This is a genomic window from uncultured Porphyromonas sp. (assembly GCF_902489635.1).
Classification (GTDB): Bacteria; Bacteroidota; Bacteroidia; order Bacteroidales; family Porphyromonadaceae; genus Porphyromonas.
In genome coordinates, this window is record NZ_CABUAN010000008.1 from 21,117 (window position 1) to 44,362 (window position 23,246).

14 protein-coding genes are annotated in these 23,246 nt (G+C 51.9%); 7 read left to right on the forward strand and 7 right to left on the reverse strand.

Features of this window, described 5'->3' with window-relative positions; genetic code table 11:
* Nucleotides 1-13: 13 nt before the first annotated feature.
* The 6 genes from nqrC to RDM37_RS02880 form a co-directional block, all read right to left on the reverse strand.
* Entirely contained in the window at nucleotides 14-763 is a 750-nt protein-coding gene (nqrC, locus tag RDM37_RS02855; protein ID WP_308554819.1) for an NADH:ubiquinone reductase (Na(+)-transporting) subunit C, read from the reverse strand.
* Between the two features lie 14 nt (nucleotides 764-777).
* Nucleotides 778-2,001, reverse strand: a complete 1,224-nt coding sequence (locus tag RDM37_RS02860; RefSeq protein WP_308554820.1) for an NADH:ubiquinone reductase (Na(+)-transporting) subunit B — start codon at nucleotides 1,999-2,001, stop codon at nucleotides 778-780.
* Between the two features lie 68 nt (nucleotides 2,002-2,069).
* The gene (locus RDM37_RS02865; protein WP_308554821.1) at nucleotides 2,070-3,425 is read right to left on the reverse strand and encodes a Na(+)-translocating NADH-quinone reductase subunit A; all 1,356 of its coding nucleotides are present in this window, start codon (nucleotides 3,423-3,425) and stop codon (nucleotides 2,070-2,072) included.
* A 498-nt stretch (nucleotides 3,426-3,923) separates the two neighbouring features.
* Nucleotides 3,924-5,573 carry a RagB/SusD family nutrient uptake outer membrane protein gene (locus RDM37_RS02870; protein ID WP_308554822.1) on the reverse strand — a complete coding sequence of 550 codons (1,650 nt, stop codon included), beginning with the start codon at nucleotides 5,571-5,573 and terminating at the stop codon, nucleotides 3,924-3,926.
* 39 nt (nucleotides 5,574-5,612) lie between these two features.
* On the reverse strand, nucleotides 5,613-8,678 hold the full coding sequence (locus RDM37_RS02875) for a SusC/RagA family TonB-linked outer membrane protein (protein ID WP_308554824.1): 3,066 nt from the start codon (nucleotides 8,676-8,678) through the stop codon (nucleotides 5,613-5,615).
* A 396-nt stretch (nucleotides 8,679-9,074) separates the two neighbouring features.
* A complete protein-coding gene (locus tag RDM37_RS02880) occupies nucleotides 9,075-11,948 on the reverse strand; it encodes a T9SS type A sorting domain-containing protein (protein WP_308554826.1) in 2,874 nt (957 codons plus the stop codon).
* A 908-nt stretch (nucleotides 11,949-12,856) separates the two neighbouring features.
* On the opposite strand from RDM37_RS02880, the gene rsmH reads away from it, so the two are divergent.
* The 7 genes from rsmH to RDM37_RS02915 all read left to right on the forward strand — a co-directional run bounded on the left by rsmH (nucleotide 12,857) and on the right by RDM37_RS02915 (nucleotide 22,487).
* Nucleotides 12,857-13,789 (forward strand): 16S rRNA (cytosine(1402)-N(4))-methyltransferase RsmH, encoded by a 933-nt coding sequence (gene rsmH / locus RDM37_RS02885; RefSeq protein WP_308554828.1) that lies wholly within the window; start codon nucleotides 12,857-12,859, stop codon nucleotides 13,787-13,789.
* 14 nt (nucleotides 13,790-13,803) lie between these two features.
* Entirely contained in the window at nucleotides 13,804-14,523 is a 720-nt protein-coding gene (locus RDM37_RS02890; protein WP_308554830.1) for an FtsL-like putative cell division protein, read from the forward strand.
* A 30-nt stretch (nucleotides 14,524-14,553) separates the two neighbouring features.
* A complete protein-coding gene (locus tag RDM37_RS02895; RefSeq protein ID WP_308554832.1) occupies nucleotides 14,554-16,794 on the forward strand; it encodes a penicillin-binding protein in 2,241 nt (746 codons plus the stop codon).
* A gap of 25 nt (nucleotides 16,795-16,819) precedes the next feature.
* Entirely contained in the window at nucleotides 16,820-18,319 is a 1,500-nt protein-coding gene (locus tag RDM37_RS02900) for a UDP-N-acetylmuramoyl-L-alanyl-D-glutamate--2,6-diaminopimelate ligase (protein ID WP_308554835.1), read from the forward strand.
* Nucleotides 18,320-18,386: 67 nt separating this feature from the next.
* Nucleotides 18,387-19,646, forward strand: coding sequence for a phospho-N-acetylmuramoyl-pentapeptide-transferase (gene mraY, locus RDM37_RS02905; protein ID WP_308554837.1), 1,260 nt, complete (start codon nucleotides 18,387-18,389; stop codon nucleotides 19,644-19,646).
* Between the two features lie 28 nt (nucleotides 19,647-19,674).
* Nucleotides 19,675-21,060, forward strand: coding sequence for a UDP-N-acetylmuramoyl-L-alanine--D-glutamate ligase (gene murD, locus RDM37_RS02910; RefSeq protein ID WP_308554839.1), 1,386 nt, complete (start codon nucleotides 19,675-19,677; stop codon nucleotides 21,058-21,060).
* 14 nt (nucleotides 21,061-21,074) lie between these two features.
* Nucleotides 21,075-22,487 carry an FtsW/RodA/SpoVE family cell cycle protein gene (locus tag RDM37_RS02915; protein ID WP_308554841.1) on the forward strand — a complete coding sequence of 471 codons (1,413 nt, stop codon included), beginning with the start codon at nucleotides 21,075-21,077 and terminating at the stop codon, nucleotides 22,485-22,487.
* Nucleotides 22,488-22,490: 3 nt separating this feature from the next.
* Here RDM37_RS02915 and aroE read toward each other — a convergent pair whose 3' ends face one another.
* Nucleotides 22,491-23,243, reverse strand: coding sequence for a shikimate dehydrogenase (gene aroE, locus RDM37_RS02920; RefSeq protein WP_308554843.1), 753 nt, complete (start codon nucleotides 23,241-23,243; stop codon nucleotides 22,491-22,493).
* Nucleotides 23,244-23,246: the final 3 nt, after the last annotated feature.

The following is a 23,246-nucleotide window of genomic DNA, read 5'->3' on the forward strand; positions in this document are numbered from 1 at the left end:
CTCTCTCTTCTGATTATTCTGCTGCTACTGCTTGAGTACCACGTATCTGCTCGATGTAGGGAAGGTACTCGTGGATAGAGCTCCAGAGCATGTTGTTGACACCATTGCTCGTGAGCGTACCGCCGGAGATACCATCCACGTAGTCTTGGTCGGCAAGTGTCCGGCCATGCTTGACTACTGCGATAGACTTAAACTGCCCGTCATGATAGAGCTGCTTGCCGACAAACTCCTTTGAGAAGTGCTTCGTCGCGATCTCTGCACCCAGTCCTGGAGTCTCACCAGCGTGCGAGAAGTCGGTACCATAGACGGTCGACCCGTCTGCCTGCACAGCTAGAAAGCCCCAGATAGCACCCCATAGGCCAGCACCATCCATCGGGAAGATGTAGAGCTGCTGTCCCTCGACCTCTGCCACGTAGACAGGGAGTCCGAGTGAAGGGTCTTGCTGGCGGAGCTTAAACTGATTGGCCGTATTCATCTGGAAAGCCTCATTCTGAGCAATCTGATCACCCTCAAAGGTAGCGATCACCTCGCCCTGACCATTGACCAGGAGCTCTTGCTTGATCACCTTCGTATAGGTGGGGATGACTTGATCTTTGGTAGGCTCTAGATGTACGGCACGTAGTATCTGCTGCATCTTGTCGATGCGCTCATTCTCCTGCTGTGGCTTGCGTAGAGCCACAGCGGTCAGTGCTAGAGCTATTGCGACTACGACCACCATAATGGCTGCGTAGAGGATCGTGTAGGTATTACTATCTCTATTCATAGTCGTAAGTAGGATCAATGTTTAGCTGCCGTTGCCCAGCGCTTCTTGCGCTTAGCGACGTTTTTGTTTACTACCACATAGTCGATGAGCGGTGCGAAGACGTTCATCAGCAAGATGGCGAGCATCATACCCTCAGGATAACCAGGGTTGAGAACACGTATGAAGACGCACATGACACCCACGAGGAGACCATAGATCCACTTGCCCGTCTCGGTACGTGCCGAAGTAACAGGGTCGGTCGCCATAAAGACAAGACCGAAGGCAAAGCCACCATAGAGTAGGTGATGCGTGATGTCAAGCTGCATGGCAGCGGTCGTACCGATAGCGTTGAAGAGGAGTGTCATCAGAGCCGCACCTACTACACCACTCACGATGATCTTGTAGCTTGCCACGCCCGTCCAGATCAGTAGGATAGCACCGAGTAGGATCGCAAAGGTCGAAACCTCGCCGATACTACCAGGTATAAAGCCCCAGAAAGCGTCCCATAGTGATGAAGGCTCACCGAGTGTATTCACGATCGTGGGGAGCGTATCACCAGCCGTAGCCACCTGACCCAAGGGGGTAGCCCCTGAGAAGCCGTCGACAGCAGCCGTAGCCATATCGCCACCACCACCGAAGCCAAAGATAGGCTCCGTGCGGACGAACACCTTGTCACCAGTCATCGCTGCTGGATAGGCGAAGAAGAGGATCGCACGGGTCACCAGAGCCACGTTGAAGACGTTGTAGCCCGTACCACCGAAGACCTCCTTGGCGAAGATCACCGACATGGCGACAGCCACAGCAATCATCCAGAGTGGCGTGCCTACGGGGACGATCATCGGAACCAGCATACCTGTCACAAGGTATCCCTCTTGTATCTCCTCATGCTTCCACTGAGCTACGGTAAACTCGATACCTAGTCCCACTACGTACGAGACTACGATCTTAGGCAGTACTGCTAGGAAGCCGAACCAAAACATCGACCAGAAGCCAGCCGTCTGACCGATCGCGATGAAGTGCTGGAGTCCCACATTGTACATACCAAAGAGTAGCGCAGGCACTAGTGCTAGCACCACGGTACTCATGACACGCTTGCTATCTATCGCATCATGTACATGCACACCTCCTTGTGGAGCCGCTGTCGTATGCGGCACATAGAGGAAGGTCTCAAACCCGTCAAAGAGCGAGTGAAACGCATGCAGCTTACCCCCAGGTTCAAACTGCGAGCGTCGCTTATTGAATCTATCTTTTAGTGACATATAATATAGTAGTCATAGTCCATAGCCTTACGGTGACGGAGCGTTGCTCCCACGGGAGGCTACTTTTTTTAGTTCATCTCCTTATATAGTAGGTCTAAACCTTGACGCACGATGTGCTGCAGCTCCATCTTGGAGGTGTCGACGAACTCGCACAGGGCGAAGTCCTCGGGAGCCACCTCGTAGATGCCTAGCTCCTCCATCTTGTCAATGTCAAAAGCTATAATCGCCTTCAGCAGATACTCCGCATAGATATCTAGCGGGAAGACGCTCTGCAACTCATGACTCATGATCATCGCACGCTCGCCACCCTTGAGGCGGGCATCCAGCGTATAGTGCTTGCGAGGCATCAGCCAGCTGAGGTAAGTACGGCTCTGGCTAAACTCTCCAAAACGGGGCATAGCCCATCCGAGTAGTTCATCGCGATCAGCCCCATCAGGGATCACCGTGATCTGATCGCAGCTCATCGGGAAGAAAGGACGCTCCTCCGTGAGCTGTGTACCTGTCAGCACATCGCCTGCGATGATACGCGTCTTGCATCCATCCTGAGCCAGCTTGCCCAGACTCTCTATACGACAGCCAGGCAGTAGGTCCATATAGCCATGCTCGGCAGCGTGACTACCGGTGATGGCTATGCGACGGCTGTAATCCACATGCCCCGTCATCAGGAGACGACCGATGAGTACTACATCTGTAGCACGAAGTGTCCAGACCGTCTCGCCCTTGTTGATAGGAGCTACGTGGTTGATCAGCACTCCCACATTACCAGCAGGATGTGGCCCTCTTACCTCTACGCTCTCCACCTCTGCGGGCAGCGTCAGAGGGCAATCGTGTGCGACGCCTACGTAGACCTTGCCAGCTGTAAGACGAGCCAAGGCGCGTAGTCCTAGGCGTAGCTCCTCCTCACGTCCCTCTAGCAGATAGTCGATCTCAGGAGCTAGCGGAGCGGTCAGATGCGCTGTGACAAATATATCTCGTGGTGCGATCGTAGGGTTAGCAATGCGATCGTAAGGTCTCTGACGTATGAGCGTCCATAGGCCAGACTCTAGCAGCAGGGCCTGTAGCTTGCTCGCTTCACCGTCAAGTAGTCCCTCTACGGCAAAGGTGCGCTGTGCCTGACTCTCATCTGGGCGTATCTCTACGCTCATTATTTTACGCTTAGCACCTCTATTGATCGCGACTAGCTCACCACTGACGGGTGCTGTGACCCATATCTCTGGGTACTGCTTATCGTAGACAATCGGGTCGCCAGCCTCTACGTGATCTCCCACATGCACCTTCATCTTGGGCGTCAGCCCAGGTACATCATCGGGCACCCATGCATAGGTGGACGATGCTCCGCCAGAAGGTGTGGTCAGGAGGGTACGGGGCGCAGTCCCATTTAGTTTGAGATCCAAGCCTCGCTTGATAGTTATCGTTCTTGCCATGACGATCTCTCTTTAGAATCCAACAATTGGTGCAAAAGTACTCATTTTATTTGGGACTAGCTCACTTTAGGTAGAAAAACTTCTGGCTGACCTCTTATCGTCAACATCGGCTACACCACGAGACGCTCCTTTTCGTCCCATGAGACTGTTGACTTTTGCAACAGTCTCCTCACAGAGGCGATCTACACGTGGAAATTTCCAAATCCCCACAGAGGAAAGGGATAAAACTTCGGAGGAATGAAATGAAACTTCGGAGGAATCAAATGACAAGTCCGAAGAAATGATTTGCCCCCGCGTGGAGGGTTAAGAAGAGCCAGGTGAGGATTGTCGATTTTCTCCGTGGCTACAATGAAAAACAAGAAGCCCCCGAGATAATCCACCTGTGTGGAGATATCTCGGAGGCTATCTTTATTGTTAGGATCTCTTGCGACACGCTACTCTGTCAGCTAGTCATACACTAGCAGTAGAAAGCGTATCACCGAGTTTGCTACTTATAGCTTACCAGTTACGTATAAGCTCCTTATTTGCGAAGCGATCCTGGAGTGGGAACTCCCAGATGAACATCTTGTCCGTGTGAGACTTGTGCATATCCAGGCTCTTCTCATGGAGTGCACCAGAAGCGGCTAGAGCAGGCTGTGCGGGCTTGTCACTACGATCTAGATCCACCTGCCAGCGCTTGAGATCGGTCATACGTGTACCCATACCGAGCATCTCGCGTGTACGCTCATGCATGACTGCCTGCTTGATCTGATCCTGTGTCGTAGCCTTGAGCTGATCACCTAGACCACGAGCCATACGGAACTCCTCTAGAGTAGCCTTAGCACTAGCTACATCACCACTCCACGCCTGAGCCTCAGCCTTGATAAGCCAAGCCTCTGCGATGTCAAAGAGGTGTGTCGTATGTGCATAACTATAGAGCTGCTTTTCACGATTCTGATCTAGGTCTGGATTGCCTCTAAACTTGGAGACAAATGTAGCACCATCAGCATCATACACCAATACCCGTACACCGTTGGGTTTCTGAGAGCCATCCTCGAACCAGTTTGTATAGCGCCAATCCTTACCCTCCTGAGAGGTCTCTGTATCGATAGGCTTATTGTACAGATCTAGGAGATACTGAGAAGGTAGCCATACAGGCACTACAAGCTCTACATCACTACCGTCGCTAAGAGCCCCCTTGAGGTAGCGGATACCATGTAGGACGCCACCGACACGACCTACCTTCTTATTAGCATAGGTCTTGATCATGATCTCGGTAGAGGTCTCGTACTTCCAGATGTTTAGGAGAGCAGTCTTGTCTTTCTGATCTTCCTGCTCAGAGGGCGCACCCTTTGTAGCGAGAGGATAGTTATCAATGAACTTATCAACCTCTGCGATAGCATCCTGATATTTATGCATCTCAAGGAGTATGCGAGCGCGAATAGCGTAAGCATAGTCATCAACGAGATAGCAGGGGATACCATCCATCTGCAGGTCATTATAGGCAGCCTTGGTAGGTAGCTTCTTAGCAGCCTCAGCGAGTTCATCGAGGCACCACTCGTAGACCTCCTTTTGTGTGGAGCGCGCCTTAGGCGTTTCCTTAAAGAGGGGGTCGAAGTGCTTCATCATGACGATACCTAGGTCACCACCATCGTTAGCGTCATTGTAGCGCTTAGAGAAGCGTAGCATCAGACGATAATGGGCTAGTGCACGTAGTGTACGTGCCTCTGCTATATAAGTCTCAATGCTTAGCTTATCGGCATCTGATAGATCCTTCGTGAGCTCCTCGTTTGCCATAAACTCTTCAGTACGCATGATGAAGTAGTTGGCATCCTTGATGAGTGAGCAGTAAGATCCGTAATAAGAAGCGATCTCATCAGCATCACTAAGAAGCTGCTCATCCCAGTCATAGAACTTACCATTGGCTCCATTGTCACGGGCGTTGACGACATTGTAGAGATCAGCCTGATAGTCGCCGAGGACTAGATTCGCAGGAGACTCAGCCCCACGGACTGTTTCAAACATGGCCTCGCGTGTCCACTTGACGTCTTGCATCGTCTTGAACTCGGTCTGTGCCTTGTTGCCCTCGGGAATATACTCTACTTTACAAGCAGCGAGAGCAAGTAGCGATACAAGCAAGAGACCTAGGGTCTTGATATGTTGTTTCATACTATATTTTCTATTATAAGGTGATTAAATAGTCCTTGCTTAGAATGTGATCTGAAGACCTCCTACATACTGGCGGGTATTAGGATAGCTATTCATAGCCATGTTGTAACCAGCCTCTGGGTCAAACCCACTAAACTTCGTAAAGGTGAGTAGGTTACGTCCAGTCACGTAGACACGTACACCAGAGATGACGCCGATCTTCTCAAACCATGCGCTAGGCAGTGCGTATGAGAGACGTACGTTCTTCAAGCGAAGGAATGATGCGTTCTCCAAGAGACGAGAGTCGAAAGCGATCTGCTCGCCGAACTTAGGTACATCAGTATTCGTATTCTCTGGAGTCCAAGCGTCGAGGACCTTGCGGCTCTTGTTGGAGTCTAGGAACTCTTGGCTGAGGTTCTCTGTGAAGTAGCGGTCATTATTCATAATCCACTTACCTACGTTGAATGCCCAGTCGATATCGAGTGCGAGGCCCTTCCAGCTAGCACCCATAGAGAAACCACCATTGAACGGAGCGCGGAGCTTCTTGCCAGAAGCACGAAGGAGCTTCTCAGCTACATACTCTTCTGTGACACGATCCTTAGAGATGTTGCCATTCTCATCGGGTATATACCACTGCTGCTTACCAGTCTCAGGATTGACACCAGCATACTCAGCCATTAGGAACTGCTCAGCCTCACCGACCTTGTATATCAAGCTGTAGTTAGGCATCTTGTACTCATCCATACCATAGAAGAGCTTAGTGATCTTCTCGTGGTTGTAGTTGAGTACTGCAGAAGCATAGACGTTCCAGTCACGTGTACGAACAATGTCGTAGCTGACCGTCAGGTCAATACCTGTGTTAGTCATCGAGCCTACGTTCTCATAGCGAGAAGCGAAGCCAGAGATGTAAGGTAGAGGTACTGACATAAGCATGTCGTCTGTGATACGGTGATAAATGTTGGTCACCGTGTGCAGGCGATTGTCGAAGGCATCGAAGTCTACACCGACATTGAGGTTAGACTGCTTCTCCCAGCCTAGATCAGGGTTACCGATTGAAGCTGCGTAGAGACCGAAGATACCACTATAGTTGACACGACCCAAGTGTGGGAAGAATGCCAAGGTGGGGATAGAAGAGTTACCCGTCGTACCCCAGCTAGCACGTAGACGTAGCGTGTTGAGCCACTTGACGTGATCTAGGTGTGCACGATAGATATCATAGGTAGCACCTACTGAGTAGAAGAGTGCTGTCTGGTTGCTAGTACCAAATCTTGAAGAAGCATCGCTACGTAGCGATAGGTCTAGGTGTAGGTAGTTGTCAAAGGAATAGTTGACACGACCGAAGAAAGAGAGGTAGTTATAACCACTCTTTGCCTGACTAGGTAGCACTAGATCCTCAGGCTGTGTACTACCAGAGCCTAGGAGCATAAACTCAGAGTGCTCTAGACCACGCGCATAAGCACCGATGATGTCGGCACGGCTCTGAACCCACTCCTGACCAAGCAGGAAGGTGAGCTTGTGCTTATCAGCAAAAGAGGTGCGATACTCAGCCGTATTGGTCCATGTGAAGAGTCTATAGAGACTACGCTGCTCACTTCTTGAGCCACGCTTGTCGGTTCTCCAGTAAGCTCCTGGGAGGAATGCATTAGAAGAGAGGCTGTGAGACATGTCTAGACCGGCCTGAGTCTTGATGACAAGACCCTTGATAGGCGTCAGCTCAGCATAACCACCGATGTTAGCCTGGTAACCGTCAGAGACCTCCTTACGATACTTGTCAGAGATATCTCTAATGATACCGAAGTCTCCTACCTGTGTTAGGTACCAGTAGCGACGTAGCTCACCATTTGCATCATAAGGAGAGAAGTAACGAGGCTGTACAAGAGCACCAAACGGGCCCTCGTCGACGTAAGAGTTACCCTCAAAGCTAGAAGAGAACTGCTGCGTATAAGCTCCAAAGAGGTTTGCACCTACCTTGAGCCAATCCTTGACACGAGAGTCAACGCTGACACGACCATTGTAGCGTGTGAAGCTGTTGCGACCACGAGTCAGACCCTCCTGTGAGAAGGTACCCATAGAGATGTAGTACTGCGTACGGTTGCTACCACCGCTGAATGAGATGTCAGCATTGTACGTAGGAGCCAAGCGTCCCATGAAGAACTTGAGCCAGTCGAAGTTGTAGTCTGCTGGATTATAGTCGTCCACATCAAAGAGTGGATTGAAAGACCATGCCTCTCTCTCATTATCACTCTGAGCCTTCTTGTTGAGTGCTGCAAGGAGCTCAGCCTTGGTCTTAGCCTTTAGGTATCCATGAGCAGCCTGATAGTCTAGCAGCTCATCACCGGTCATCATGTTGTCGTAAGGCTTTCTATTGATGAACTGGGAGATACCATACTGTGCGTTGACAGTGATATGTCCTAGTCCCTCCTCAGAGCGCTTACCCTTCTTGGTGGTGATGACGATAACACCATTAGCTGCTCGCGCACCGTAGATAGATGTTGACGAAGCGTCCATAAGGGTAGTCAAGCTCTCGATATCGTTGGAGTTCATAGCCATAACGGTAGCTAGGTCGGTCTGCATACCATCTACGATGTAGAGAGGTGCAGAGCCAGCCGTTAGTGAACCTTTTCCGTGGATCTGTACGTTTGCCACAGCATTAGGGTCTCCAGAGGTCGTCAAGACACTCATACCAGCGACCTTACCTTGTAGTGCGTCCATCACGTTGGCTACAGGCTTCTCAGCGATCTGCTCACCAGATACGCGAGCCATAGAGCCTGAGATCGTGCTGAGCTTCTGTCCTGAACCGTAACCTACTACGACGACCTGATCTAGGGTCTGATCGTCAGTCGTCATGACGACGTTCATCACCTTGGAGATGGGTACGGAGATAGTCTTAAGACCTACGTAGGAGAAGGTCAGCTTCTTTGCAGAGGCAGGTACACTGAGTGTAAACTTACCATCTACGTCTGTCGTGGTACCAATAGAGGTGTTGCCCTCTACAACCACGTTCGCAAACATCACCGGCTCTTTACCCTCTCCCGAGGTTACAGTACCTGTGATGGTCCTATTCTGCGCTACAGCCCATCCTATGCTGGCCGTTAGCATCAGAAAGAATAGAGCCAATCTTTTCATAAAACTCTTCTTTAGCGTTAGTTATACATTGATAGTTTGAATAGTCTTACCCACCCACCACGTCACGCTAGCAACTATGGTGGTGTGTCTCTGACATAACCTAATATAGCAACCAATAGAATCTCCTCTCACACTGTGGCATACGCGCAGGCACCACCCTGCACAGAGCCTTCAACATTGCCGAAGGGAGTCTACCTTAACCTTTCGGAAACAAAGGTAGTACAAAAATGCGTGGAAAACAAATCTACAGAGCTATCTCGATGCAATAAATCTCACAAGTATCGATCATTGAGTATCACAATGAGCTTATATAGCGAGCGGTAGTGCTGAGGATTCCTCGGCACTACCGCTATGCAACTTCTTTAGTCTAGCTGAACTAGTAGCTAGAGTCTGACTCTACTTGACTAGTCTCTGAGTCTTTACGCCATCAGCTGTACGGATCGTAGCGATGTACTGACCAGCAGGCAGAGAGGCGACATCCATAGCCATCAGCTGAGCACCTGCAAAGGCTGCTACCTGGATACCCTCCATGCTGTATAGCTCGACAGCCTGTACATCCGTAGCATCTGTGAGCTGTAGCTGTGTGGTGAAGTGTGCTGGATAGAGGCTCACCTCTGCAGCAGCTACATGGATAGGCTCGTTAGGACGTAGCTCGCCTGGATAGTCGTAGACGACCTCTACGTAGTAGTCGTCAGTAGTCTTACCATCAGCATCATCGTATACGTAGGTGCCGGCAGGTAGCTCTTTGACCTTCTGCCCGTTGCGATATATGATGTAACTCTTGATCTCGGGGAAAGGCACTGGCAGCTCACCACGTGTGTAGTAGTCGTGGGTTACGCCTGGCTGCCTCTTAGGATTGTCAGAGATGACCAGCTCGACGGCTTGGTAGGCCATGCGCTCCTTGCTATAAGGCTCCTGCCATACATAGAACTCACGGCCAAGGTCTAGGGCTAGCTTACAGCCGTCGTATGCCACCTTCTCATCCGTAGAGTTAGCATCGAGGTAGATGTCTCCCGTAATGTTGGACGGGTCGAAGGCAAAGCCTACATCTAGTAGATGGGCATCACTAATCTCGTAAGGCATGGAGAGCTGCATAGAGAAGAACTCCTTCTTATCTGCAGTGCCCTGAGGTACGACCAGGTTGTAGTACTGTACGGGGCGACCATCGACCTTCTGTCTGATGAAGAAGGAGATATTTTTCTTAGCATCAATAGAGCCATTAGAGTTGTATGGCGTGTCCTGAGAGGGGATGAAGTTGATCTGATGTATGTAGAGCTTACGTCCGTTGAGCGGAGACTGTCCTAGACGATAGCTGTCGTACATGTAGATTCTGTTTATCGCATCCTTAGAGATATTGTAGTATTTCAAGATGTAGTCGACTCCATTAGCGGCTCTTAGGGGGAAGACCTTGTCGCGATTCTTTATCTTGGAGACGATCTGCGTGTTGTATGGCATCTGCCACTTAAGCTTGGTGCCAGTCTTACCTGTAGATACTGTGAGCGGTGCTCTAGAGGCTAGCTGTCCGGTGTAAAGCGTATAGTAAGCAGCAGGCGTTGCGACCTCCTGACCATTAATCGTATAAACAGCCTCGACGGAGTATGCTACACGCCCCTTGCGCTTCATGTCACTAGTGACTAGATCCTCACGCGTTGTCTCTGCTAGGCTAGCCATGCGACGCCCATTGCGATAGAGGTTATACTTTACTGGGTAGCCCTGTGGGTGCTGCGGTACTGGCTCCCAAGAGATTTTTATCTTTGAGGCGTCCGTAGGCTCTATCTTAGCGATGATCGAGGGCACGACAGCTAGAGGCTGATAGTTCTCTCTCCAGGTACCCTTCACTTTTGTAGTGCCAGTACCCTTGGGGTCGAGCCACTTAGCCATGTACCACGTAGCCCCCTTAGACTTATACTTGTCAAAGTGTGAGTTTAGGCGTCCATATAGAGCATCCATGCGACAAGTGCCAGGTGCTCCACCAGAGAGTGTACCTATCTGATTGCCTTCTGCATTGAAGAGTGGAGAGCCAGAGGAGCCACCCTCAGTATTGCCCCTCTTGAAGTTGAAGCCAAAGTGATCATCTTCGCCACCTGTTTCATCTTTACCTCTCCACTGTGCTATGAAGACCCCTCCATCGAAGGTAGAGATCTTGGCAGCATCACCTGCGGGGTGATGTATACTAGCACCTCTAGGCCAGGTCGTAGGCGAGGCATCCCAGCCTGCGTAGTAGACACGATAATCTAGAGGTATCTCGTTTTTGAGCTCAAGGAGTAGTCCATCCGAGTAGTTTGCAATAGGGATGAAAGATCTCATCTCAGCTCCTACTATACTTACCTCTTGCAGAGTAGCATAGTCACCACTAGAGCAGCGAGGCTTCTCATAGTGGAAGGCAAAGATCCACTGGCTCAGTTGTTGTGGCGAGACATCAAACGTCTCAGTCGCACTGGCACAGTGCGCTGCCGACATAATGTATGGCTTGAAGTCGCCTGCGACATTGTTTACAAGGTTGCCTGAGCACATGCCTAGTGCCCCATTCCTTCCGGGCATCAGCATAGCTACAGAGCTAGACTTCTGATCTTGGTAGGGATCACCCTCGGGGCAGTTAGCATTGATCTGACAGTACTTGACGAGGCCTGGATCTGACTTATCTTCGATGCTCATGTGCTTCTCAGCACCCTTATCAGCCATCAGTACTGGGCGGTAGAAGTAACCTACTCCCTGTACCTTGATCGATGGCATCTCGCCTGTGACAGGAGCCTCATAGTCTAGGATCAGCGTATTGCCACTGATAGGCTCAGTGGCGAAGGCTCCATGCTCGGGGTGCGTAGCGCGTGTGTAAGCGCCCAGCACCTGCTTACCCTCAGGCGAATAGATGTAGAGCTTACCTCCCTCAGGAATGTAGAAGTCATCGTAATAGAGGTTACACCCTACAGGCGTACCCTCTAGCTCGATCTGCAGGCGATAGATGTTTCGCCCCTCGACGGTGCCTACTAGCTGAGCATCCTCAGCAAAGTCGACCTGATGCTCTATGATGCGCCCCACGGATAGAGGCTTCGTCTGTACAGTCTCCGTCCAAGACTCTTGAGACAGGTAGTCTGCTGGGTTAAAGTCCAGACTCACGGTTTGAACGGCAGTAAGTGAGCGTAGCGAACCCTCCTGCATCATGAGGGGACTACCTCCGAAAGATTGTTGTCCGAAGGTCACGAGACCACCACACAGCAGGACGAAAGCTACTGCTAGGAGTCGACTGACTAGGGATAAGCGTTGAACTGTCATATTTTGGTTTGTATAGTATGGGTTAAAACGATTCGGGCTGCAAGTTACAACAAAAATCTGACTTAGCGAAAGAATCCTCCACTCTGGCCAGGACTGACGTATTATTTAATCGCTCTGCCAAAACACACCTGAGGAAATCTCCAATAGCTCCCTAGAAAACAAAAAGTCTCCACGGAGGGCCGAAATAAAACTTCGGAAGAATGAAATGAAACTTCGGAAGAATGAAATCATAAGTCCGAAGAATTTTTCCGAGCCTCCGTGGAGAATGAAAAGTCCCTATCGAGGGATTTCCGATTTCCTCCATAGGGAGGTCGATGAGTTCATTATATATAATGTGTCATCCCTGCCTTCTAATCTCTAACCTCTAACTTCTAATCTCTAACCTCTAGCTTCTATTTACATATCTTTACAGGGAAATTCGTCCGATCCCATCCTTTCTCGAATATCCACGTGGAAAATCTCAAATCTCCACGTGGATATTTTTTATTTTCCACGTGGGCGTGATTCATTTCCTCCGAAGTTTCATTTGATTCCTCCGAGGAATTTTTTATTTCCTACCTGGGAAATAAAAATTCTCCACGTGGAGATTTTGAAATATCCACGTGGGAATCAGTTTTCACCGACATAGCGTCGTTTCGATATGTAGTCGGCTCTAAATTATTGTAACAAGCCAGCGTCGAGTCTACCCTCTTTTTTGGTTGTTGCTGTTGGCTAGAGCTACCAGAGTAATCAGAGCTATCGGAGTGTTAGTGCCAACAGCTAATAGCCAATAGCCAATAGCCAATTTCTAATCTCTAATTTGATTACCTTTGCAGTAACTCCGTGAGTAAGACGATCGGCACGCCTTCGCCAGAAGCGCACGGAACTCTCTGTCAAACACTTATCGCACTGTTACCTTTTTTACTCCCTTGTCTGCTAAGCTCTATCATACGGCTGTCCTCTGTGAGGACTCTCTCGACTTATTGGTCACGACACCCACTGGTCTCTATGTAGATGTCACAATGGGTGGCGGGGGGCACTCGCGTGCCCTCCTCGAGCGACTCGCTCCCGAGGGGCGCTGCATCGGCCTCGATCAAGATCCCGATGCGGTGGTCAACGCCCCTACGGATAGTCGCTACCACTTTGTGGCGACAAACTTTCGCTACCTAGGGCAGTGGCTTGACTACTGGGGACTCTCAGGGCAGGTCGATGGCATCTTGGCAGATCTAGGAGTCTCGTCACATCACTTCGACAGTGAGGAGCGAGGCTTTAGCTTTCGCTATGAGGAGGCCATGCCTGATATGCGTATGAATAGCCGGTCGGGTGTCACAGCTCGTGACCTCCTACTGAGCTACAGCGAGGAGCAGCTGGCCGATATACTATATTATTATGGTGAGCTCCATGATGCTCGTCGCATCGCAGCTCTGCTGGTGTCGCATCGTGCCGTGGGCTACCCGACGATCGCCTCGCTGATGGAGGTGCTGACGCCAGTCCTACCTAAGGGAGGGCCTCAGCTGCGCAATAAGCTGAGCCGTATCTTCCAGGCGCTGCGCATCGAGGTCAATGATGAGCTGGGCGCTCTGCGTCAACTGCTGAGCGACTCCGTGCGTCTCCTCAAGCCGGGGGGGCGCATAGCGATCATCTCTTATCACTCGCTGGAGGATCGCATGGTCAAGGACTTCTTCCGTCTAGGGAGCTTCGAGCAGCCAAATGAGGCTCTAGCAGGTATGCCTTTATCGCCCCCTGCGCCTCTACGTGTGATCACAAAAAAAGCTATCACACCCTCGGCGGATGAGATAGCGGATAATAATCGTGCTCGCAGTGCTAAGCTACGTGTTGCTGAGCGTCGTGAGGATATTTGAGTGAGATTGAGAAGATGGTTAAGATAGACGACACATACTTTGAGGATGACCTAGAGGAGGAGCTACAGGAGCCTACACCAGTAGCTACTGATGAGTCTACGACAGAGCCTCAGCCGAGGCCTCTGCTGGGTGATCTCCTAGATGAGGAGGTCTCTTCTGAAGCTGTCGACACAGACACTCAGAGCGACTTCACACCGGCTGCCATGGCTCCCGCTGACGATGAGGAGACCCATGAATCCTCCACGCTAGAGTCTACTCCCCTAGCGGAGCCCGAGGCTCCTGAGGCTTTGTTTGCCTCTGAAGAGCCGTATGCTTCTGAAGAGCTTGAGGAGGAAGAAGAGGAGGAAGCTGTCGAAGAGGAGGATGAAGAGGATATCGAGGAAGAGTCTGACCAGTCTACTCGCAAGCGCTCTTCGCGTGGGCTATGGTATTGGCTAGGTGGAGATATGCTAGAGCAGCCCGCCTTTAGGAAGTATATACCAGCCTTTATCGCGATCCTCCTGATGGGACTGATACATATCACGAGCAACTATCAGATCATCGCCAAGCGCCGTCAGATAGACAAGCTAGAGACACGAGTCAAGGATCTGACCTACAAGCACATGGAGAGCGTCAGCGAACTAACGCGTCGTAGTATCGGGGGCAACTTCGAGCAGCAACTCCAGGCGATGGGGTCAGACCTTGAGGCACCTTCGCAGCAGTCGATCATCCTCTATCGTGATGACAAGAAATAATCTCTACCCGCTCTAACGTACACACGCTCTATGTCGAAACATAGCCCTATCATAGCTCGCTACCGCACTTTAGGCTTCCTGGCCATCTTGATGACTCTATGGATCTTTATCAAGGTGATCGGCATCATCTTCGTCGAGGGACCTACCTGGCGCAAGATGGCGCAAAACTTTCATCGCCCAGACACGGTGACGATCTCACCACTGCGTGGCAACATTATTTCGTCAGACGGACACATCGTGGCTATTAGCAAGCCTGCGTACAAGCTTTACCTAGACTTTGGCTCAGAGGCTATTCAGCAGATGGAACCCGACTCGCTCTACAAGCAGCTAGACTCGCTAGCCTACCAGATGAGTCTCTGGGAGAAGGGTGAGCAAGCTACCTACCAGGCTCTACGTAAGCGACTTCGTGAGGGCTATCGCAAGGCGCAGCATAAGCAGCCAGGCTATCGCTACGTATCTATATACCCCTACGAGGTGAGCCATGTGGAGTATCAGCGGCTTAAGCAGACTTATCCACTGATGATGACGGTAGAGCGCAAGGGACGTATAGTGCGTCGCCGTGGTCCGCTCAGAAATGGGCTGACACATGAGGAGCGTGCACTACGTGACAGACCTTATGGCGAGCTGGCGAGACGTACGATAGGGAGTGTCTACAAGGAGGTCAAGGGAGATCTCACGCAGGGAGAGTATGGTCTGGAGCAGAGCTTTGACACCCTCCTGCGGGGTGAGCCTGGACTGGCTGTGAGGCAGTACTTAGCGGGGTCTACCCGACAGAACACGCTACAGCCGCCTCGTGATGGCTACAACGTGTACACCACGCTAGATATGAATCTGCAGCAGATCGTGCACCGTGCGCTCTATGAGCAGATGACACAGTTTGAGGCGGACTACGGAGGGGCTATCCTGATGGAGGTGGAGACGGGGCGTATCCTGGCACTGGCCAATCTAACGAAAGGTGGCGAGAGCTACTATGAGGGGGTCAACTATGCCCTTAGCGCGCTCAACGAGCCTGGCTCTACGATGAAGACGCCCTTTATGATGGCTGCTCTAGATGATGGAGTCTGTACGCCAAGCGATACCATTGACACTGGAAACGGAGTCTTTAAGTATGGAGGCTACAACATACGTGATCACAATGCCAATCGGGGAGGCTATGGGCGTATCTCGGTAGCGCAGGGACTATGGTACTCTAGTAATATCGTCCTGGCTAAAATTGCGATCAAGGGGTATGTGGAGCACCCTGACGGGATCTATCAGCATCTGAGCAACTATGGCATGCTGGAGCGACTGGACGTAGGTCTCGAGGGTGTCGCTACACCAACGATCATACGACCTGGGGACAAGAGCTACGGTAACTCGACGATCCCTGGCATCAGCCGTGGCTATGGTATATCTGTGCCGGCGATCAATACGCTCAACTTCTACAATGGTATCGCCAACGGCGGACGTATCATGCGTCCCTATCTGGTAGATCGTGTAGAGGATGCAGAGGGCAAGGTGATCCAAGAGTTTCAACCACAGGTGCTGCACGAGAATATCTGCAAGCCGGCTACGCTTGACTCGATACGCTCCATGCTAGACAATGTAGTCTTACAAGGCACTGCTAAAGGGCCCGTACGCTCTGAGCTGATCTCTATCAGTGGCAAGACGGGTACAGCCCTGATGAGCAACCATGGTGGCGGAGGTTATCGTGCTAGTGGGGAGGTCTATATGACTTCGTTTTGCGGATACTTCCCTTCTGATCATCCTAAGTATAGTTGCCTCATCTTTGTAGTCAATCCTCACGGCGTAGGTCGTGCCTCAGGCGGTATCGTAGCTGGTCGTGGTGTGAAGCGTATCGCTGAGGAGATCTACACGCTCTCTAATCCTATCCTCCTAGACACGATCACACCTCACCCGGCTAGTGAGCGGCTAAAGCACTTGGAGCTAGCTGGCGGTGAGAAGAAGCGTGTCGAGAGCTTTGTCAAGGCTTACAAGATCCCCGAGGTTAGATCCGAGGGCTCTAGCAAGGTCGCCTCTGACCAACTGGTCGTACCTCAGTATGAACGTGAAGGGGTGGAGCTGCATCCTCTGGCTCGTTACTCTAAGGGGGTGATGCCTCGACTTGTAGGTTTAGCCCCTAGCGAAGCGGTCTATCAGATTAGTCTGCAGGGGCTGGAGGTGCAGTTGGTCGGCTATGGACAAGTCATAGCGCAGAGCATCCCTGTCGGGACGCCTATCCACCCAGGTCAGAAGGTGATCCTACATCTAGGCAATAATCATAGACAGTAAAGTGGAATACTCTTTATAGATAGATATGAATCTCAAACCACTCAATAATTATATAGTAGCACTCACCGAGGAGCATCTACTGAGCCAAGCAGACACGGGTAGCGTCTCTACGGAGCAGTGCCAAGTGACCTCTATCGAGCAGGACTCACGTCGTGCCTCCAAGGGATGCATCTTCGTAGCACTACGTGGCGTACATGTGGACGGTGCCGACTACATTCCAAAGGCGCTTGCAGCGGGCTGTCGTATCATCGTCACAGAGCATCCACGACCCGAAAGCCTCTCTGACGAGGTGGCATGGCTCACGGTGACCGACACGGCGAAGGCGATAGCGGTCCTAGCCTCTGTCTACTATGACCGTCCGGAGCGACAACTCACGATCGTAGGAGTCACGGGGACTAATGGCAAGACGACCACCGCTACGCTATGCTATCAGCTGTGGAGCTGGCTCGGTATGCGAGCTGCACTCTTTAGCACGGTCTGCATACGTATCGGCGACAAGGAGTATCCCGCCACCCATACGACGCCCGACGCTCTCGAGCTGCATCGTGTGATGCGCGATATGGTCGATGCGGGGTGTCGCTATCTTTTTATGGAGGTCTCTTCGCACGCTTTGGTACAGCAGCGGGTCTATGGGTTGCCTTTTGCACTAGCTCTCTTTACCAATCTGACGCGTGACCACCTAGACTACCACGGCACGATGCAGGCTTACATTGCGGCAAAGAAGTCTCTCTTTGACAATCTCTCCCCAGAGGCTCACGCGCTAGTCAATGCGGACGATCGCAACGGGAGTGTCATGGTACAAAACTGCGCTGCACACCTACACACCTATGCGATGCGTAGCCATGCGGACTATATGGCTCAATTGCTGGGGCAGTATGTAGACGGCTCTACCCTACTGCTGGACAACGAAGAGGTGGAGATCAAGCTCGTCGGGAGCTACAACGCTTACAATGTGACGGCCGTCTATGGTGTGGCACGCCTTCTCCTGCCTGATCTGGACAAGAGCGTGATACTACGAGGCATCTCTAGTCTAGAGCATGTGAATGGTCGCTTTGACCTGCTCGCCTCCCCGAGAGGATATCATGTGGTAGTGGACTATGCGCACACGCCTGACGCTCTGGAAAATCTCCTCAAGACGGTCTCCGAGCTTAACGCCACACGGGTCTACGTCGTGGTCGGCGCTGGCGGTGATCGGGATATGGGCAAGCGTCCTGAGATGGGGCGTATCGCCTACAATATGTGCGACCATCTCTACCTTACCTCAGATAATCCACGCTCCGAAGATCCGCAGACGATCATTGATCAGATGCTCGAGGGCATTCCTCTGGCGGAGCGCGACGAGGTCTACACCAACGTATCTCGTCGCCAAGCGATCACAGACGCTTGCGCAGCTGCACAGCGTGGCGACCTAGTGGTCATCGCTGGCAAAGGTCATGAGACCTATCAAGAGATCGAAGGTGTCAAGCACCACTTCGACGACAAAGAGGTGGCGCAAGAGATCTTCGCAAGAGAGGAGCATGCGTAGATAGCGTACTTTTGTCCTCACCTTTTACTTAGAGACCTTATAACCTTATCAACTTACCCATCACACTATGCTTTATCACCTCTACGATTGGCTACAAGCAAACGACATCCCTGGCTGGCGACTAGCCCAGTATGTCACCTTTCGGGCTGGTGTCAGCTTCATCCTAGCGTTGATCTTCAGTACGATCATCGGCCGACGCATCATCCACTGGTTGCATCGCATGCAGATAGGCGAGGTGGTTCGTACGCTGGGACTGGAGGGAGAGGCTATGAAGACAGGCACCCCAACGATGGGCGGTATCATCATCATTATAGCGATCATTGTCCCGACACTCCTCATCGCTCGCCTAGACAATGTCTATATACAGCTGATGCTCTTCACGACCCTTACGATGGGTGCCTTGGGCTTTATCGATGACTACATCAAGGTCTTTAAGAAAAACAAGGCGGGACTCCACGGGCGTTACAAAATCATCGGGCAGGTACTCCTAGGCGTTGTCGTGGCTCTCACCTTCTACTTGAGTCCAGACATTATCATTCGTGAGAATCAAGAGGTGATCAACAACGGACGCATCGAGCAGGTGACCTTCTCTAGTCAAGAGGCGAAGAATACGCAGACAACCATTCCCTTTGTCAAGAACAATAACTTCGACTACCTATCGCTAGTCCCCGCCTCTACGCCAAATCGCGAGTTGGTCGGCTGGATCCTCTTCTCGATCATCATCATCCTCATTGTGACCTTTATCTCGAACTGTGTCAACCTGACAGATGGATTGGACGGACTAGCTGCGGGGACGGCCGCCCCTGCGGGTGTGGCGCTGGCGGTGCTCGCCTATGTCTCCTCACACATAGCACTCGCTAGCTACTTTAGTATCATGTTTATCCCAGGTGCTGAGGAGCTGGTGATCTTTGGCGCAGCTTTCGTGGGAGCTACCTTTGGCTTCCTTTGGTACAACGCTTACCCAGCACAGGTCTTCATGGGCGATACGGGAAGTCTCGCCATCGGCAGTATCATCGCCGTGATGGCTATCCTCATTCGCAAGGAGCTACTCCTACCTATCCTCTGCTTCCTCTTTATCATCGAGGGACTATCCTCGCTGATACAGCAAGCATACTTTAAGATTACCAAGCGACGCACGGGCACGGGCCGACGGGTCTTCAAGATGTCACCCCTACACCACCACTTTCAGAAAGCGGGCAATAGCGGTATCGACGCCCTGATTCAGAGACCTCTGGCACCTATCCGAGAGGCTAAGATCACCGTCCGCTTTTGGCTTATAGCTATCCTGCTGGCTGTACTAACAGTCATCACGCTTAAGATGCGATAAATAATAGACTTACAACGATCTCACAGATATGCAACGCAACGAATATATCATCCTAGGAGCTGGAGAGAGTGGCGTCGGAGCTGCCATCCTCGCTCAGCAGCAAGGGCTCCCTGTCTTCGTCTCTGACTCGGGACAGATCAAGCCTCAGTACAAAGCAGAGCTGGAGCAGTACAGTATCCCCTACGAGGAGGGCGGACACACCTTCTCACGTATTTTATCTGCCCAGGAGGTGATCAAGAGCCCTGGTATCCCTGACAGCGCACCGCTCATACGACAGCTGGCGGAGCAGCAGACGCCGATCATCAGTGAGATCGAGTTCGCCTATCGCTACGCTGGCAACAGTATGATGATCGCTATCACAGGGAGCAACGGCAAGACCACTACGACCAACTGGCTCTACCACACGCTCCACAATGCGGGACTAGATGTCTCTATGGCAGGCAATGTGGGGACCAGTCTAGCTCGTCAAGTGGCGCTCGCTCCACATGCTTACTATGTGATCGAGCTGAGTAGCTTCCAGCTGGATCACATGTACCAGTTTAGAGCACACATAGCGATCCTGCTTAATATCACGCCCGACCATCTAGATCGTTACGATCACCAGATGGAGCTATACGCACGAGCTAAGATGCGTATCACGCAAAACCAAGAGCCCACCGACTACTTCATCTCTTGGATCGAAGACGACTGGACACAGCGACTACTCAAGGAGCCAGGCATGGGAGCGGGGCGCCGGATCTTCTTCTCTACCGAAGCCTCTTCAGACGATGCGGTCGTGGCTTTTAGTCACAACGGACAGCTACGCTTTGCCCTTCAGGAGCCAGTCGTTGAGTTGCCTGAGACGGCCCTAGCTCTTTCGGGCAAGCACAACGTGCAGAACGCCCTAGCTGTCGGTTGCGCTGCGCAAGCTTTAGGCGTCAAGCCCGAGATCATACGAGCCTCTCTAGAGACCTTTACCAATGTGCCACACCGCCTAGAGTATATCGCCAGCATCGATGGCGTAGACTACATCAACGACTCCAAGGCGACCAACATCAACAGCACGTGGTATGCCCTCGAGAGTATGCGCAAGCCGACGATCCTCATACTAGGAGGCACTGACAAAGGCAATGACTACAACGATCTGATGGATCTAGTTAAGGAAAAGGTCGTCGGACTGATCTACCTGACGACCGACTCTGCCAAGCTCCACCGCAGCTTCGACAGTGTCATACCCCGCCACGAGGAGGTTACCTCCATGCGTGACGCTATCGCTGCAGCTCGCCAGATGGCCAAGGCGGGAGACACCGTATTGCTGTCGCCAGCCTGCGCCAGCTTTGACCTCTTTACCTGCTATGAAGATCGTGGCGACCAGTTCAGAGCAGAGGTGCTCGCCATCGCTCAGCAGCAACGTGACACCGATAGATCGCTCTAGCCTATCCACTCTCTATGATACCACAAGACGAACACAATACTAGCCAAGATACTACGACCCCTTCGGACATCTTCGACCTCTCTCCCCGTGAGGAGACGGCTCCGACCGATAATGAGAGCGTAGATCTAGACGAAGAGAGCACTCAGGGCACTGCCGAGGTAGAGACGAAACCACGCAAGCCACGCATTACAGGCGACCGCTCGCTGTGGTTCCTCTACTTTGCCTTCTTGGCCACGTCACTACTCTTCATCTATAGTGCTACCAGCACGCTAGCTTACCGTGGGGAGAGCCTGTACGCACCCTTTACGGGTCATCTCAAGCACATCATCATATCGGTGATTGCGGCGTGGGGCTTCTCACGGATGAACCGTACTTTGACACGCTCCGTAGGGATCCTTATTTTCATCGGATCTTTCGCACTCGTCATCTTAACCCTCTTCATAGGTACAGAGACCAATGACGCGAAGCGTACGCTACTAGGCATACAACCCTCTGAGTTCTATAAGGTAGGGGTCATCTTCCTCGCCTCTGCCATCCTCTCTATACGCGAGCTGACTAACAACCAGCGCTTCTACCTCTTCTGCGGGCTCACCGCCATCGGACTCATCTGTGTTGCCAAGGAGAGTCTCTCGATGGGTATCATCATTACCTTGTTCGTTCTCGGTATAGGTATCGTACAGACGGGCTTCTCCAAGAGTCTCTTCCTCGTTGGTGGCGTTGGACTTGGTATCATCGCACTACTCGTGGCTAGTCTCTTACTGCTGCCCGATAGCATCGTCATGAAAAACAGTAGCACAGCGCGCTGGAAGGGACGTATCGAAGACTTTACCTCTAAGTCTGACTCCAGTAAGTTTGTCATCGACGAGGACAACTTTCAGGAGCAGCACGCACGCATAGCCATAGCACGGAGCAATGGTACGGGCGTCTTCCCAGGCAATAGTGTGGAGCGAGACATCCTCCCCGAGGCTTACTCCGACTTTATCTATGCGATCATCATCGAGGAGACTGGTTTCATCGGTATGATCTGGGTGCCGCTACTCTATATCCTTCTCTTCTTCAAGCTCTCTCGCTGGGCGACACGATCGCAGCGTAACTGGCAGCGCATCTTCCTCCTCGGCGTGGGCATCATGTACACCACACAGGCGATCATACACATGTGTGTCGTCACGGGCATCTCACCCAATACGGGTCAGACGCTACCGCTCATCAGTCGTGGAGGTTCTTCGCTCCTGGCCACCTCCATAGCCATCGGGGTCTGCATAGCGATCACACGGCAGATCCGCGAGGAAGAGTACCATCAGCAATTAAAGAAAGAGCGCGAAGCTCAGGAGGAGGCAGCTGCCGCCGAAGCGGTTGCTGCGAACAGCTCTACAATCGAAGGGAGTCCTCTACCCTCCTCCTCTGACGAGGTAGATAGTATGGCGTAGTCTCTACGCCTGCTTGTTCCAAATGTGCCACGCGTAGCGAGCCTGCACGAGGAGCATCTTCAGTCCATTGATCGTCGTCGCACCTTGCTCACGGCAAGCCTTGAGGAAGCGTGTCTCCTCTGGGTTGTAGATCAGATCCATACAGACATGCTCCGGCGTGATCCCCTCATAGGGTATCTGCGGACGCTCCATAATAAGCGATCCCATACCGACGGGGGTAGCGTTGATGATGATCCACTTGTCTGCTATCAGCTCAGGTGTCAGCGCATCGTAAGACAAGATATGCGGAGCTTGCGGATCTCTACTGACCAGCGTACAGTCACGACCGAGACGCTTGAGAGCCTGTGCTACCGCTTGGGCTGCACCACCCGTGCCGAGGACGAGTGCATGCTGTCGTTCGGGCGTGAGTAGCGGCTGCAGACTCTCCACGACACCCTGCACATCCGTATTGTAGCCCAAGAGACGCATCCGTCCTCCCGTGCGATCCACGACGATCGTATTGACGGCTCCCACATACTTAGCCTCAGTGTCTATCTCATCCAGATAGTTGCACACCTCCACCTTGTAGGGGCTCGTCACATTAAGCCCCACGATGGCGGGGTTAGACTCCAGCCAAGGTCTCAGTGCCGAGAGATCATCTAGCTCTTGTAATATGTAGCGCGCATCAATCCCCTGAGATTCAAAAAGATCGTTGAAGTAGTCAGCCGAGAGCGAATGCCCCAAGGGCTTACCTATCAGTGCGTAAATACGTTGCATACT